The organism is Microbacterium sp. 5K110 (assembly GCF_005774735.1).
In the GTDB taxonomy this organism is placed as follows: domain Bacteria; phylum Actinomycetota; class Actinomycetes; order Actinomycetales; family Microbacteriaceae; genus Microbacterium.
Genome location: NZ_VBUM01000013.1, coordinates 1 through 13,616, shown reverse-complemented (window position 1 = coordinate 13,616; position 13,616 = coordinate 1). Strand labels below are relative to the sequence as shown.

Here is a 13,616-nt window from a genome sequence, read left to right as displayed (position 1 = left end):
CGGGGTGAGCGACGTCGTCGCCCTCGCCGCCGGCGCGGCCCCGGCCGTCCGCGCCGCGAGCCGCGAGGTCCGGGCCGGGTGGCTGCGCGCCATCGCGGGGGCTCTGGATGCCGATGCGGACGCGCTCGTCGAGATCGCCGACCGCGAGACGCACCTGGGCGCTGAGCGCCTGCGCGGCGAGGTGGCCCGCACCACCGGGCAGCTGCGCCTGTTCGCCGGTGTGCTCGAGGAGGGTTCGTACCTCGAGGCGATCGTCGACGCCGCCGACCCCGCCGCGGTTCCGCCGCGTCCGGAGTTGCGCCGCTTCTTGAGGCCGCTCGGGACGGTCGCCGTCTTCTCGGCGTCGAACTTCCCGTTCGCGTTCTCGGTCGCCGGCGGCGACACCGCCGCGGCCCTCGCGGCGGGATGCCCCGTCGTGGTGAAGGGGCACTCCGGCCACCCGGAGCTGTCGCGGGCGACCGCGCGGATCGTGACCGACGCGCTCGCCGCGGCCGGTGCGCCGGCGGGAGCTTTCGGTCTCGTCGAGGGTCGCCAGGCGGGCCTGGATCTCGTGCGGGCACCGGTCGTCCGGGCCGCGGCCTTCACCGGGTCGCTCGCGGGGGCACAGGGGTTGATGGACGAGATCGCCCGGCGCTCCGACCCGATCCCGTTCTTCGGCGAGCTCGGGAGCACGAACCCGGTCGTCGTCACCCCCGGCGCCGTCGCGGCTCGTGGCGACGCGATCATCGACGGGCTCGTCGCGTCCTTCACCCTCGGCGGGGGACAGTTCTGCACGAAGCCGGGACTGGTGTTCGTACCCCGCGGGGTCGCGGACGACCCGCGCCTGCGCGCGCGCGTCGCGGAGCGCCCCGAGTTCACCCTGCTCACCGATCGCATCGCGGCGGCGTTCGCGCCCGGTGTGGATCGTCTGCGTGAGGAGGGAGCGGCGCGCGTCGTCGCGGGCGAGACCTCCGGGGCGTCCGGGCCCGTGCACGCGGTGATCGTCGCGACCGACGTCGCCACGTTCGTGGAGCGCTCCGACGCGCTCCTGGAGGAGTGCTTCGGCCCCGTCACGGTGCTCGTGGAGTACGACGAGATCGCCGAGGTCGTCGCGGCTCTCGCCCTCGTGGGTGGGTCGCTCACGGGCACGCTCCACGCGCAGCCGGGCGAGGCGATCGATGCGGTCGTCGCGGCCCTGGAAGAGCGCGTGGGTCGCGTCGTCTTCGACGGCTGGCCCACGGGCGTCGCCGTCACCTGGAGTCAGCACCACGGGGGTCCCTGGCCGGCGACGACGAACACGTCCACCTCGGTGGGAGCCACCTCGATCCGTCGGTTCCTGCGCCCCGTCGCCTACCAGCAGGCGCCGTCCGAGACTCTCCCCGCCGATCTGCGCGACGAGGCTTTGGCGGGCATCCCGCACCGTCGCGACGGCGAGCTCGTGCTGCCGTCCCCGAACAGAGGAACCACCCCATGACCGACCACGCACCCGAGGGCGGCAGGCGCAGCGCCGAGTTCTACGGCGGCGACGACCGCAACGCCTACCTCCACCGCGCGTGGATGCGCCGCGGGGTGCCGGATCACGCCTTCGACGGGCGTCCGAACATCGCGATCGCCAACACCGCGTCGGAGCTCACGCCGTGCAATGCGCACCTCGACGAGGTCGCGCAGAGCGTCAAGAACGGTGTGTACGAGGCCGGCGGCATCCCCTACAACCTGCCGATGGTCTCGATCGGCGAGACGACCGTCCGCACCACCGCGATGCTGTGGCGCAACATGGCCGCGATGGCGGCGGAAGAACTCCTCCGCGCGAACCCGGTGGATGCCGTGGTGCTGCTCGGCGGGTGCGACAAGACCATCCCCGCCCTGCTCATGGCCGCCGCGTCCGTCGGCATCCCGGCCATCGTCGTGCCCGGCGGGCCGATGCTCAACGGCACGTTCCACGGAAAGCCCCTCGGGTGCGGAACCGACGTGTGGAAGCTCAGCGAAGAGGTGCGCGCGGGAGGTCTCGCGAGCGACGTCTTCCGCTCGACGGAGTCGTCGATGATCCGCAGCCGCGGGCACTGCAACACGATGGGCACCGCCTCGACGATGGCGTTCATGGCCGAGGCCCTGGGCATGACGCTGCCCGGGATCGCCGGCATCCCGGCCCCCGACAGCCGCCTGCTGGAGTACTCGCACGCGACCGGCCGCCGCATCGTCGAGCTCGCGCGCGAGGGCCTGACCCCCGCGGATGTCATGACGAAGGCGTCGTTCCACAACGCGATCGTCGCGCTCGCCGCGATCGGTGGATCGACCAACGCCGTCGTGCACCTGCTCGCGATCGCCGGTCGCGTGGGCGTCGACCTCACGCTCGACGACTTCGACGCGATCGGCGAGGGCGTACCGCTGCTGGTGAACCTCCAGCCCGCGGGCGCCTACCTCATGGAAGACCTCTTCCGCGCCGGCGGCTACCTCGCGGTCCTCCGGGAGGTGCGCGACCGCCTCGATCCCACGGCGATCACCGTCGCCGGTCGTCCGCTCGTCGACGAGCTCGACGCGCACGAGGTCTGGGACCGCACCGTGATCCGCACGGCGGAGGAACCGCTGCTGCCGGATGCCGGAATCGTGGTGCTGCGCGGAAACCTCGCGCCGTCGGGAGCGATCATCAAGCCCGCCGCGGCCACTCCGGCGCTGCTGAAGCATCGCGGGCCGGCCGTCGTGTTCGACTCCGTCGAGGACATGCGGGCCCGCATCGACGACCCCGACCTCGTCGTCGACGAGGACTCCGTGCTCGTGCTGCGCGGGTGCGGGCCACGGGGATACCCCGGGATGCCCGAGGTGGCGAACATGCCCCTTCCGCGGAAGCTCCTCGAGCGCGGGGTGCGCGACATGGTCCGCATCTGCGACGGCCGCATGAGCGGCACCGCGTACGGCACCGTCGTGCTGCACGTGGCCCCCGAAGCCGCCGCCGGCGGCCCCCTCGCCCTCGTGCGCGCCGGTGACCTGATCGAACTCGACGTGGCGGGCCGGAGCCTGCGGATGCTGGTCTCCGACGAGGAGTTGCGCACCCGCGAGCCGGCGTCATCGGCGACCGCGGCGTACGCCGCGCCCCGGCGTGGCTGGGAGCAGCTCTACGTCGACCACGTCCAGCAGGCCGACACCGGCGCCGACCTCGACTTCCTCGTCGGGGCGACCGGGCCGGCCGTGATGCGCGAGTCCCACTGACCATGAAGGAGCCCCGATGTCGTCCCTGATCCACGCCGCCGTGCTGCGAGAGCCCGGCGAACCCCCGCGGATCGAGCAGATCGAACTCGCCGACCCCGGTCCGGAGGAGATCCTCGTCGAGATCGAGGCGGCGGGCGTCTGCCACTCCGACCTCCACTACCTCCGGGGAGAGCTGCGCTGCCCGCTCCCCGTCGTGCCGGGGCACGAGGGCGCCGGCCGCGTGCGGGCGGTCGGCGAGCGCACGAGCGGCGCGATCCGCGTCGGTGACCGGGTGGCCCTGCTGTGGCGGCCCAACTGCGGGCGGTGCCGCCAGTGCATGGTCGGCGCCCCCATCATGTGCGAGATGGGTGCGGTCCAGGCCCAATCCGGTGGCCTGCTCGACGGCACCACGCGCATGAGCGACACCGACGGGCCCGTGCACCACCTGCTCGGGGCGTCGAGCTTCGCCGAGCGGGTCGTCGTCCACGAGCGCAGCGTCGTGCCCGTGCCCGACGACATCCCGGCCGAGATCGCCGCGATCGCGGGGTGCGCCGTGATCACCGGTGTCGGGGTCGCACGCAACGTCATCGGGCGGTGCCTGGGCGACCCGGTCGTCGTGATCGGGGCGGGCGGTGTGGGGCTCGCGGCCATCATGGGCGCGAAGCTCTCCGGCGCCTACCCCCTCATCGCCGTCGACGTCGACGCGGACAAGCTCGAGCTCGCCCGCCGTCTCGGGGCGACGCACACCGTGCTCGCGGGGGAGGGCGACCCGGTCGATGACGTGCTCGCGATCGCGCCCGGCGGGGTGGCGTGGGCCATCGAGGCCGTCGGCCGCCCGCAGACCCTCACCACCGCGGTGCGGATGCTCCGGCCGCTCGGCACCGCGGTCGCGGTCGGGCTCGGCGCCGTCGGGCAGACGTTCGACGTGCCGATCAACGAGCTGGTGCAGCGGCAGAAGAAGATCGTCGGGTCGCTGTACGGCTCCTCGGTTCCGGCGCTGGATCTCCCCGCGATCTTCGAGCTGTACCGTGCGGGGCTCCTTCCCCTCGACGAGCTCATCGGCACCCGCTACCCGCTCGACGGGGTGAACGAGGCGTTCGCCGCGCTCGCTGCGGGTGCGGTCGGGCGCGCGGTGATCCTGCCGGGCGGTGTTCCGGCATGACGTACGCGAGCTACCCGAGCCTGGCGGGACGTGTCGCCGTCGTGAGTGGCGGCGCGACCGGTCTCGGCGAGGAGATCGTTCGCCAGCTCGTCGCGCAGGGCGCCCGTGTCGGGTTCGTCGACATCGACGTTCCCGCGGCGGAGGCGCTCGCCGCCGAGCTCGGCGAGGCCGCCCGATTCCTCCAGTGCGACGTGCGCGACATCCCCGCGCTGGAGGACGCGATCGCGCGGTTCGCCGCCGAACTGGGTCCCGTGCAGATCCTCGTCAACAACGCCGCGCACGACCTGCGGCACACGATCGACGAGCTCGACGCGGCGTACTGGGACGACCGGCAGGCGGTGAACCTCCGGCACCACTTCTTCGCCGCGCGGGCCGTCGCCCCGCTGATGCGGGCGGCGGGCGGCGGCTCGATCATCAACATGGGGTCGATCAGCGCGCACATCGATCTGCAAGACCTGGTCGGCTACATCACGGCCAAAGCCGGCATCGAGGGACTCACGCGTACGCTCGCTCGCGAGCTCGGCCCGGATCGCATCCGCGTGAACTGCGTCATCCCGGGCTGGGTCATGACGTCGCGGCAGGTGCGGGACTGGGTGACTCCCGAGGCGGAGGAGCACATCCGGCGCAGCCAGAGCCTGGAGGACAAGGTGTACCCGGCCGACGTGGCACGCATGGTGCTGTGGCTGGCCGCCGACGATTCGGCGATGTGCACGGCGCAGAAGTGGGTGGTCGACGGTGGGTGGCTCTGACCTGACACGTCCGGTTGAGGTCCGCTGGATCGGTGATCCCGCGGTCGACCACGGCGAGGGCGCCTTCTGGGATGCCACGACGGGCACGCTGCGCCACGTCGACATGCTCGCCGGTGACCTCATCACGGTCGCCGAAGAGGTGGCATCCGTCGATCGCACGCACGTCGCGGACGTGCTGAGCGTGATCCGGCGTCGTCGGGGCGGCGGGTTCGTCGCTGCGGTGGAGCGCGGTTTCGCGCTGCTCGACGACGACCTCGCCGTCGTCCAGCGGATCCCGGTGTTCGACGACCCCGGGGTGCGCATGAACGAGGGCGCGTGCGACGCCGCAGGGCGCTTTTTCTGCGGCTCGATGGCCTACGACATGCGTCCGGGCGGCGGTCGGCTCTACCGCCTCGACCCCGACCTGAGCGTCCACGTCGTCCTCGAGGGGGTGTCAATCCCGAACGGACTGGTGTGGACGGATGCCGGGACCACGGCGCTCCACGCCGACACGCTCTCGCGCGAGATCCGGGCCTACGACTACGACCTCGATCGCGGCACGTTCGGCGCCTCGCGGGTGTTCGTGCGGATGGAGGACGACGCTCCGGGGTCTCCCGACGGCATGGCCCTCGACGAGGAGGGCGGCCTGTGGGTGGCCATGTGGGGCGGCGGTGCCGTGCACCGCTACGACCCCGAGGGGCGACTCGACCAGGTGCTGCCGCTCCCGGTGACGAACCCGACGTCGTGCGCGTTCGGTGGGGGCGATGACCCGGTCCTGTACGTCACGACCTCGCGTCAGGGGATCGCCGCGGGGGCGGAGCCGCTCGCGGGCCGGGTCGCGGCGGTTCCGTCGAGCGTGCGCGGGGCGCCGGTCTTCGCGTTCGGCGGCTGACGACGGCGCGGCCGGACGGAGCACCATGCCTGCTGTCCGGTTCGGTGTACGGACGGTGACGCTACGCCCGCCGCACCTCGAGGGCGCTGATTCCCGGCATCCCGACCCACGAGCGCCCATCCGCGGCGTCGACCAGGGTGAGCAGCACGGCGTCGCACGCGCGACAGCGGGCGACCAGGCCCATCGCGGTGGCGTAGACGGCGGTCGCGGCGACGGCGCCCAGCGACCCGCAGGCCCGACAGCGGACGAGGGAGTCGGTGGCATCCCACCCGAGCAGGTCGGCCAGGCGGCCGGCGAGCGCGTTGCCGTCGAGAACGTCCATCACGAGCCTCCGAATCGCTCGGTGCGGATGTCGCCGGGGCGGTGCCCGGCATCCAGGAGCCAGCGCGAGACGGCCTCGACGAACGGGGTCGGACCGCACACGTACACGCGGGGCGCGCGTTCGGCCCCGACGACCGCGTCGCGGAGGCGATCCGCGGTGAGGCGCCCCGGTGGCACCGTTGCCCCCGGAGGAGCGGTGCGGGTGTAGACGGGGTCGTACCGGAGGGTTCCGGATGCCGCGAGGGCGGCGAGCTCGTCGGCGAAGAACACGTCCTGCGGCGTGCGCACCGAATACAACAGCCGGAATTCGCTCGCGTCGCCGCTGTCGGCGTGCGCCTGCGCCATCGCGAACAGGGGCACGACGCCCGAGCCGCCGGCGATCAGCTGTACCGGGCGGGGGTCGGGTGTCGGTGTCCAGACGAAGAACGCCCCGAGGGGGCCGTGCACCTCGATCTCGTCGCCGGACCGCAGGTCGTGCACGAGGAAGGGCGATACTTCGCCCTCGGGCACCTCGTCCACGGCGAGCGTGACGCGCGTGCCCTCGCCCGCCGAGGCGATCGAGTACGACCGCGAGGCCTGGTAGCCGTCGGGCGCGGTCAGGCGCAGGTCGAGGTGTGCTCCGGCGTCGTTGCCCGGCCACGTCGGGATGTCGAGCTCGATGCGGCGCGCGGTCGGCGTCTCGGGGCGCACGTCGGCGACCGTCGCGGTGTGCCAGGCGGTCGGGCGGCGCGTCACCAGTACCGTTCCTCCTGCCACGGGTCGCCGTGCAGGTGGTAGCCGTTCTGCTCCCAGAAGCCGGGATCGTCGTCGGGCATGGTCACGAGGCCCCGCACCCACTTGGCGCTCTTCCAGAAGTACAAGTGCGGGACGAGCAGGCGCGCGGGACCGCCGTGCTCGGGGGTGAGCGGCTCGCCGTCGGCCTCGAACGCGATCCAGCTCTTGCCGTCGAGCAGGTCTTCCAGCGGGACGTTCGTGGTGTAGCCACCGTACGAGTGCGCCATGACGAAGTCGTGCGCGGTCTCGACCTCGTCGAAGATGCGGTCGAGCGACACCCCGCGCCACGGCATGTCGAGCTTGGTCCAGTGCGTGACGCAGTGGATGTCGACGGTGATGTCCTCCATGCCGAGAGCCTGCAACTGCGCCGTGTTCCACCGGTGGTCGCCGTTCTCGGTGCGGACGACGAACTCCCAGGCGTCGGCCTCGATCTCAGGCGTCGGACCGGCCGAGAGCATCGGCCAGTCTCCGACGAGGGTCTGTCCGGGAGGGAGGCGCGGATCGCGCTCGGCGCGGCGACCCGAGAAGCCTCGAGTGATGAACGACATGGATGCCTCTTTCCTCCCGGAGCCCGACGAGTTTCACCCTAGCCAGGTCGGTGGAGAGGCGACAGGGACGATTGTCGAGGCGCGCACGCGCGGTGTGCTCAGCTCGTCGAGGTCCCCTCGGTGGGTCGCGCGTCGGCGGCGGCCGCGAGCACGGTGTCGACGAGGGACGCCGTCTCCTCTCCGCCCACGGCGATCGGGAGCAGGAGATCCCCCGCGGTGGTCAGCAGCACCCCCGCCGGTCGATTGCCCGGGATGCCGAGGGCGACGGCGAACTCCCCGGACGGGTCGACGTGGAGTCCGTCGGCGTCGTCGAGTGCCGAACCGTCGCCGACCGGCACGATCAGCCGCACGTCCACGAGCGTCTCGAGTAGGTCGCGGTCCCACGTCATCCGGTCGATGAGGTTCTCGCACGAGCTGCACCCCCGGCGGACGAACAACAGCAACTGCGCGCGCCCCCGCAAGGCGCGCTGCCGGGGCACGACGACGCCACCGTCCGGAGTGATCAGGGCGGCGTCGGGCACGGCGTCGACCGCAGCCGAGCGCCGTCCCGCGGGGCGCAGAGACGCCCCGATCACCGCGAGTGCGAGAGCGGCCACGGCGAGCGCCGCGCTCGCGACCGGCTGCGCGGCCGCCTGCGCGGCGACGGGCCAAGCGGCGGGCATCGTGAAAGCTCCGACCGCGACGATCGCGCTCACGATGACGAGCGCTGTGTTCCGCGCGGTCATCCACGGTCCGACCCGGGTGGATGCCACGCGCCCGAAGCACCCGCACTCGTCGGTCGAGTGCCGCGCTTGCGCTCGAAGCCCCACGGCGAGGAAGACGAGCGAGAGCGCCAGCGCGGCGACGGCCGCGGCGGCGGCGACGGGTCCGGTGCCCAGGAGCAACCCGACCGCCGTGAGGACCTCGGTCGCCGCGACCGCGACGACCGTGGCACGCGCCGGCAGGTGCTCGATGCGCAGGGCGCGGAGCGTCGCGGGGGCCGAGTCACGGTCGAGCAGTTTGCTCGTGCCGCTGACGGCGAAGGTGGTGATGACGACGAAGGCGAGGAGCAGGACGAGCCCGGGCATCCCCCCAGGATCCCCCCGCGCGTCCGCTTCGTCCGGGGCGCGCGGGGCGGGTGAAGCCAGTCAGGACACGTCGGCTGACCGGTGGTGGCAGCAGGCGGGAACGCCGAGCATCCGCAGGGCGGCGAAGCCCGCGGCATCCACTTGACGAGACGCGGTCGCGAACGCGTCGAGGTCGATGCGCTCGCCTCCCAGCCACGTTCCCCGGATGCCGATCGCGCCGATGCGGGCCGGATCGACGGCGGCGGGGTCGGCGTCGAGCGCGACGAGGTCGGCGAGCTTGCCCGGAACCAGCGACCCCACGTCCGAGTCGGTCCCGAGGGCGTAGGCGCCGTTGATCGTCTGCGCGGCGATCGCCTCGTCGAGGGTCGTCGCCTGCGCCTCCCCGCGCACGGTGCCGCTAGAGGTCCGCCGTGTCACCGCGGTCTGGATGTTCAGCAGCGGTGTGGGCGGGCTGACGCTGCCGTCGTTGTGGAACGACGGCTTCAGCCCGGCGTCGAACGCGTCGCGGAAGCGCTGCCATTCGGCGCCGATCGCGGACTCGAACATCTGGCCGTCCAGCAGATCGCCCCAGTAGCAGAACTGGAACGGTCCCATCGAGGGGACGACGCCGAGATCCGCCATGCGGCGGAACTGGTCGTGGCGCGCGCCGCCGATGTGCTCGACGCGCCACCGGTGGTCGGTCCCGGTGAGGCTGTGCTTATCGAGTGCCCGGCTGAAGGCGTCCAGGACGATGTCCAGACCGATGTCGCCGTTGACATGGAACGCCATCTGCCACCCCTCCGACGCGTGCGCGTCGAGGAGCGCGTCGAGCTGGGAGCGGGAGTAGTTCATCGGCTTCTCGCCGGTGACCCCGGCCGGGATGCCGGCGGCCCGCGTCGCGGCGGTGTCGAGGTACGGCTCCGACATCGCGACGTTCCCGACCCACGGCGATCCGTCGGCCCAGAGCTTGATGCCCTGCTTGTGCAGCATCGTGGCCGGGACGTCCGAGACGAAGGGTTCGCCGCAGTCGGCCTCGGTGGACATGTGGTACAGCGTGATGCGCAAGGGGGCGCTCGGCAGGGTCGCGAGCGTCTCATACGCGCCCTTAAGGGGCGTCTTGTAGGTGAGCTCCGACGTCGAGGTGATCCCCGCGCTCGCCATGAGCATGTAGTACTCGACGGCGCCCTGCAGCGGCGTGGCGCTCGCGGCGATGGCGCTCAGGACGGGAGCGGCGAGGGCCATGGCAGCGGGCACCTCGGTGGCGCGGCCGTCGAGGGCGCCGTCGGGCGTGCGACCGAAGAATCCGCCCACCGGGTCGGCCGGGGGAGCGTCCACCCAGCCGAGCGCGCGGATCACCGCCGTGGTCACGTACGAGGTGTGGCCGGAGTTGCCGAAGACGAGCACGAGGCGGTCGCCGAAGATCTCGTCGAGCACCGCGGCGGTGGGTTCTTCGTGCTGCTGCAGCAGACCGTCGAAGCCGAAGAACGACAGGGGCGACCCGGGCTCCGTCTCGGCGATCGCCTTCCGGAAGACCTCGACCACGTCGTCCCAGGTCGGCGCGAACCACGGGGCGATCCAATACGCCGGGTACATCGTCGCCATGCCGCTGAGGACCGGATGCGAGTGCGAGTCGATGAACCCGGGCAGAAGACACGCGGCTCCGGTGTCCTCGACGGTGGCCCCCGGGAGCGCCGCACGGCAGTCGTCGAGCGACCCCACCGCCACGATGCGGTCGTCGCGAATCGCGATGGCCGAGGCCCGGGGCTGTGCGGGATCCATGGTGATGATCGTCTCGGCGGTGAGAATTCGCTCCATGGCCCGATTCTGCTGCCCCGCGCCGGGGCGGCGATAGTCCCGAGTCCCGGTCGCGTCGTGCGGGTGTGTGAAGATGGCGTTCTGCTTACCCATCCAGAGGAGCACGCATGTCGGTCGGTCTGCTCGCCGTCGTCGATGACATTCTGAGCGCCGCCCTCAAGGCGAGCGCGAAGACCGCGGGTGTCGTGATCGACGACGCCGCGGTGACGCCCCAGTACGTCCAGGGGATCACTCCGGCGCGCGAACTGCCGGTGGTCTGGAAGATCGCGCTCGGCAGCATCATCAACAAGTACGTCATCATCATCCCGATCGCGCTGCTGCTGACGGCGTTCGCGCCGTGGGTGCTGCCGTTCCTCCTCATCATCGGTGGCGGATTCCTGTGCTTCGAGGGTGCCGAGAAGGTGCTCGAGTGGTTCGGCGTGCATCACGGCGAAGAGGACGACGGTCCGCGCGACGAGCGCAAGCTCGTGCTCGGCGCCGTGCGGACGGACCTCATTCTCAGCACCGAGATCATGCTCATCGCGCTGTCGAGCCTCGACCCGGGTTTCGGTATCTGGATGACGCTCGGTGCGCTCCTCGTGATCGGCTTGGCGATGACGATCGTCGTCTACGGTGCCGTCGCGCTCCTGGTGAAGATCGACGACGTCGGTCTGCGGCTGATGAAGAGCCCGTCGCGCGGGGTGCGGCGCTTCGGCGTGCGGGTCGTGGCATCCATGCCCGCCGTGTTCCGGGTCATCAGCGTCATCGGCACCGTCGCGATGCTCTGGGTCGGCGGGCACCTCGTGGTGCAGAACCTCGCCGAGACGCTCTGGTCCGGGCCGTACGACCTTCTCCACGTCGTCGAGCACGCGATCGAGGCGGCCGGGCCGGTCGTCGTGTGGATCGTGGACTCCGCGATCTCTGCGGTGTTCGGGCTGATCCTCGGCCTGATCATCATCGCCGTGATCACCGGCATCCGTCGCGTCTTCGCGCGTGGGAAGGCGGACACCGCGCACTGACCGGGGTGCGCCAGCTCACGTGATGTGGTCGAACGCACGCCCTATGGCGCGGTGGTTCGCGTGGTCTCGTTCAGATCGCGTGATCTGGCGGCCAGGGGCCGGACTCAGTCCAGGCGGGAGTGCTCGCCGAGGCGGTGCCAGGTGCGGTTGTGGTACACCAGCGCGGCGCCGGGCTCACCGGGCTCGAGGTCGCGCTCGACGTTGACCTGCAGGGCCTGAGCGGCGATGACGGTCGAGCCGCCGGCATCCATCCGGCTGACGACGGCGCATCGCAGCCACGCGCGGACCCCGTGATAGACCGGCTCCCCGGTCGAGAGGCGCGTCCACGTCGTGGTGTCGGCGAAACGGTCGAGGCCGCTCGTGGCGCCGGCGCGGGCGAGGCCGATGTCTTCGGCGTCGAGCAGGTGGACCACGATCGTGGACGCGGACACGATCGTCGGGGTCGCCGACGACAGGCTCGACACCGAGAAGATCAGCAGCGGCGGGTCGGCCGAGACCGACGAGACCGAGGACGCGGTCAGGGCCACGGGGCCGTGCTCGCCGTAGGCGGTGATGACCGCGATCCCCCCGGGGTGACCGCGGAACGCGCGCTTGAAGTCGTCGGCGGACACGGACGTGCCGATCGCGGGGGTGCTCTCGGATCGCTCCTGCGGGAGGGAAGTCATACCTCGACGGTAACTCTCGTTGGCCGGTCCGGCGCGAAAATCCGCAACGCGGCGACACACAGGTGGGTCGGCGCGCGGTGCGGTCAGCCGTCGAGGACCGCCCAGCCGCGCGGCGGGAGGGTGACGCGGCCGTCGTGCAGCGCGCCGTCGCCGGTGACGACCGAGGCCGCGTCGGCGGCGGGGAGCGTGACGGGCGCGTCGTCGAGGCTCAGGGCCACGACGATCGCGTCGTCATCGACCGCGGTGCGCAGCACGAGCGTCGTGTTGGTCACCTCGACGACGTCGGTGCGGGCGCGCCAGAGCCACGGATGCCGCCGGCGCAGAGCGATGAGCGCGCGATGCGCGTCGAGGATACGGTCGTCGACGTGCGCGACCTCGCCGGGGGTCGGGGGGAACTCCGGCCGCACCGCGTCGTCGCCGCCCTCGCGCTCCTCTTTCACCGCGGTCCAGCCGAACTCGTCGCCGGCGTACACCGAGGGGGTGCCGGCGACGGTGAACAGCACGGCGAGGGCGTGCGGGACGAGCTCGGGGCCGACCGCCGAGGCGATGCGCGTGACGTCGTGGTTTCCGACGAAAGTCTGCGGCACGAACGTCGCGAGCAGCTCGTCGTGCCGCTCGATCGCGTGGCTCAGCTCGAAGAAATTGCCGTCGGAGATGCCGTGCCAGATCCCCTGCCAGAGCTCGTACTGCGTGAGCGCATCCATCGTGGAGGCGTCGACGATCGCCGGCCCGTCGCCGTGGATGACCTCGCCGACGAACCACGCCTCGGGGAACCGCTCGCGCACGCGCCGGAGCACGCGGGCCCAGAACTCCGACGGCACCGCGTAGGCGGCATCCAGTCTCCAACCGTCGATCCCGCGATCGAGCCAGTGGCACATGACGTCGACGACGAGGTCGACGGTCGCGTCGGAGGAGTGGTCGAGCGCGACGAGCGCGCCGTGCCCCTCGAACACGTCGGGCTCGAAGCGGCCGTCGACCCAGCGACCGCGGAAGAGGTCCGCGTCGTCGCCGCCGTCGCGCAGAGCGCGGAACGCGGGGTGGCCCCGGCCGACGTGGTTGAACACCCCGTCGAAGAGCACGCGGATGCCGCGCTCCCGCGCCGCGTGCAGCAACCGGTCGATGTCGGCGTCGTCGCCGAGCCGCGGGTCGATGCGGAAGTGGTCGACGGTGTCGTACCCGTGGGTCTCGGACGCGAAGACCGGCCCCAGGAGGAGACCGTTCAGGCCCAGCTCGATGACGTGGTCGAGCCACGGCTCGAGGCGATCGAGGCGGTGCGTGGGCGCGGCATCCGGGTCGACGCCGTCGCGGATCGGGGCGCCGACGAACCCGAGCGGGTACACGTGCCACCAGAAGACATGTTCGGGCCAGCTGGGCATGCGCCGAGGCTATCCCGCGGTGCCGTCGCGCGGCGACGGGTTGCGCGGGACCTCTGGTTCGCGTGAGGAGTCAAGATTTGTCGCTTGCGGTGAGCCGAAGCGACAAAAATCGACCCCTCACGCCACGAG

General features: G+C 72.0%; 13 protein-coding genes. 6 read left to right on the top strand and 7 right to left on the bottom strand.

Annotated elements, in window-relative coordinates; translation table 11 throughout:
* The first annotated feature begins 4 nt into the window (after window positions 1–4).
* The 5 genes from FE256_RS05220 to FE256_RS05200 are packed head-to-tail and all read left to right on the top strand — an operon-like array spanning window position 5 to window position 5,944.
* Window positions 5–1,453, top strand: a complete 1,449-nt coding sequence (locus tag FE256_RS05220) for an aldehyde dehydrogenase family protein (protein ID WP_252370906.1) — start codon at window positions 5–7, stop codon at window positions 1,451–1,453.
* On the top strand, window positions 1,450–3,183 hold the full coding sequence (locus tag FE256_RS05215) for an IlvD/Edd family dehydratase (protein WP_138173467.1): 1,734 nt from the start codon (window positions 1,450–1,452) through the stop codon (window positions 3,181–3,183). The genes FE256_RS05220 and FE256_RS05215 overlap by 4 nt, the downstream gene beginning before the upstream one ends.
* 16 nt (window positions 3,184–3,199) lie before the next feature.
* Window positions 3,200–4,324, top strand: a complete 1,125-nt coding sequence (locus tag FE256_RS05210; protein WP_138173465.1) for a zinc-binding dehydrogenase — start codon at window positions 3,200–3,202, stop codon at window positions 4,322–4,324.
* Entirely contained in the window at window positions 4,321–5,073 is a 753-nt protein-coding gene (locus FE256_RS05205) for an SDR family NAD(P)-dependent oxidoreductase (protein ID WP_138173463.1), read from the top strand. The genes FE256_RS05210 and FE256_RS05205 overlap by 4 nt, the downstream gene beginning before the upstream one ends.
* Window positions 5,060–5,944 (top strand): SMP-30/gluconolactonase/LRE family protein, encoded by an 885-nt coding sequence (locus FE256_RS05200; RefSeq protein ID WP_212743480.1) that lies wholly within the window; start codon window positions 5,060–5,062, stop codon window positions 5,942–5,944. Before FE256_RS05205 ends, FE256_RS05200 begins: the two co-directional genes overlap by 14 nt.
* Before the next feature lie 61 nt (window positions 5,945–6,005).
* On the opposite strand, the gene FE256_RS05195 is transcribed toward FE256_RS05200, so the two are convergent.
* From FE256_RS05195 to FE256_RS05175, 5 genes are all read right to left on the bottom strand, one after another.
* Entirely contained in the window at window positions 6,006–6,266 is a 261-nt protein-coding gene (locus FE256_RS05195; RefSeq protein ID WP_138173461.1) for a DUF6510 family protein, read from the bottom strand.
* On the bottom strand, window positions 6,266–7,000 hold the full coding sequence (locus tag FE256_RS05190; protein WP_252370905.1) for an FAD-binding oxidoreductase: 735 nt from the start codon (window positions 6,998–7,000) through the stop codon (window positions 6,266–6,268). Before FE256_RS05190 ends, FE256_RS05195 begins: the two co-directional genes overlap by 1 nt.
* A complete protein-coding gene (locus tag FE256_RS05185) occupies window positions 6,997–7,587 on the bottom strand; it encodes a molybdopterin-dependent oxidoreductase (RefSeq protein WP_138173459.1) in 591 nt (196 codons plus the stop codon). The genes FE256_RS05190 and FE256_RS05185 overlap by 4 nt, the downstream gene beginning before the upstream one ends.
* 98 nt (window positions 7,588–7,685) lie before the next feature.
* Window positions 7,686–8,654 (bottom strand): MauE/DoxX family redox-associated membrane protein, encoded by a 969-nt coding sequence (locus FE256_RS05180; RefSeq protein WP_138173457.1) that lies wholly within the window; start codon window positions 8,652–8,654, stop codon window positions 7,686–7,688.
* A gap of 60 nt (window positions 8,655–8,714) precedes the next feature.
* A complete protein-coding gene (locus tag FE256_RS05175; RefSeq protein ID WP_171024215.1) occupies window positions 8,715–10,448 on the bottom strand; it encodes an amidohydrolase in 1,734 nt (577 codons plus the stop codon).
* A gap of 107 nt (window positions 10,449–10,555) precedes the next feature.
* Between FE256_RS05175 and FE256_RS05170 the strand changes: the two genes are divergently transcribed.
* Window positions 10,556–11,446 carry a DUF808 domain-containing protein gene (locus tag FE256_RS05170; protein ID WP_138173453.1) on the top strand — a complete coding sequence of 297 codons (891 nt, stop codon included), beginning with the start codon at window positions 10,556–10,558 and terminating at the stop codon, window positions 11,444–11,446.
* Window positions 11,447–11,550: 104 nt separating this feature from the next.
* On the opposite strand, the gene FE256_RS05165 is transcribed toward FE256_RS05170, so the two are convergent.
* Together FE256_RS05165 and FE256_RS05160 are read right to left on the bottom strand one after the other, a co-directional pair.
* Window positions 11,551–12,111 carry a flavin reductase family protein gene (locus FE256_RS05165; RefSeq protein WP_138173451.1) on the bottom strand — a complete coding sequence of 187 codons (561 nt, stop codon included), beginning with the start codon at window positions 12,109–12,111 and terminating at the stop codon, window positions 11,551–11,553.
* A gap of 83 nt (window positions 12,112–12,194) precedes the next feature.
* Entirely contained in the window at window positions 12,195–13,487 is a 1,293-nt protein-coding gene (locus FE256_RS05160; protein ID WP_138173449.1) for an alpha-amylase family glycosyl hydrolase, read from the bottom strand.
* Window positions 13,488–13,616 lie beyond the last annotated feature (129 nt).

Coding starts and splice junctions, on each gene's coding strand:
- FE256_RS05215 (WP_138173467.1), top strand. CDS start 1,450: ATGACCGACCACGCACCCGAGGGCGGCAGGCGCAGCGCCGAGTTCTAC.
- FE256_RS05210 (WP_138173465.1), top strand. CDS start 3,200: ATGTCGTCCCTGATCCACGCCGCCGTGCTGCGAGAGCCCGGCGAACCC.
- FE256_RS05205 (WP_138173463.1), top strand. CDS start 4,321: ATGACGTACGCGAGCTACCCGAGCCTGGCGGGACGTGTCGCCGTCGTG.
- FE256_RS05195 (WP_138173461.1), bottom strand. CDS start 6,266: ATGGACGTTCTCGACGGCAACGCGCTCGCCGGCCGCCTGGCCGACCTG.
- FE256_RS05185 (WP_138173459.1), bottom strand. CDS start 7,587: ATGTCGTTCATCACTCGAGGCTTCTCGGGTCGCCGCGCCGAGCGCGAT.
- FE256_RS05180 (WP_138173457.1), bottom strand. CDS start 8,654: ATGCCCGGGCTCGTCCTGCTCCTCGCCTTCGTCGTCATCACCACCTTC.
- FE256_RS05175 (WP_171024215.1), bottom strand. CDS start 10,448: ATGGAGCGAATTCTCACCGCCGAGACGATCATCACCATGGATCCCGCA.
- FE256_RS05170 (WP_138173453.1), top strand. CDS start 10,556: ATGTCGGTCGGTCTGCTCGCCGTCGTCGATGACATTCTGAGCGCCGCC.
- FE256_RS05165 (WP_138173451.1), bottom strand. CDS start 12,111: ATGACTTCCCTCCCGCAGGAGCGATCCGAGAGCACCCCCGCGATCGGC.
- FE256_RS05160 (WP_138173449.1), bottom strand. CDS start 13,487: ATGCCCAGCTGGCCCGAACATGTCTTCTGGTGGCACGTGTACCCGCTC.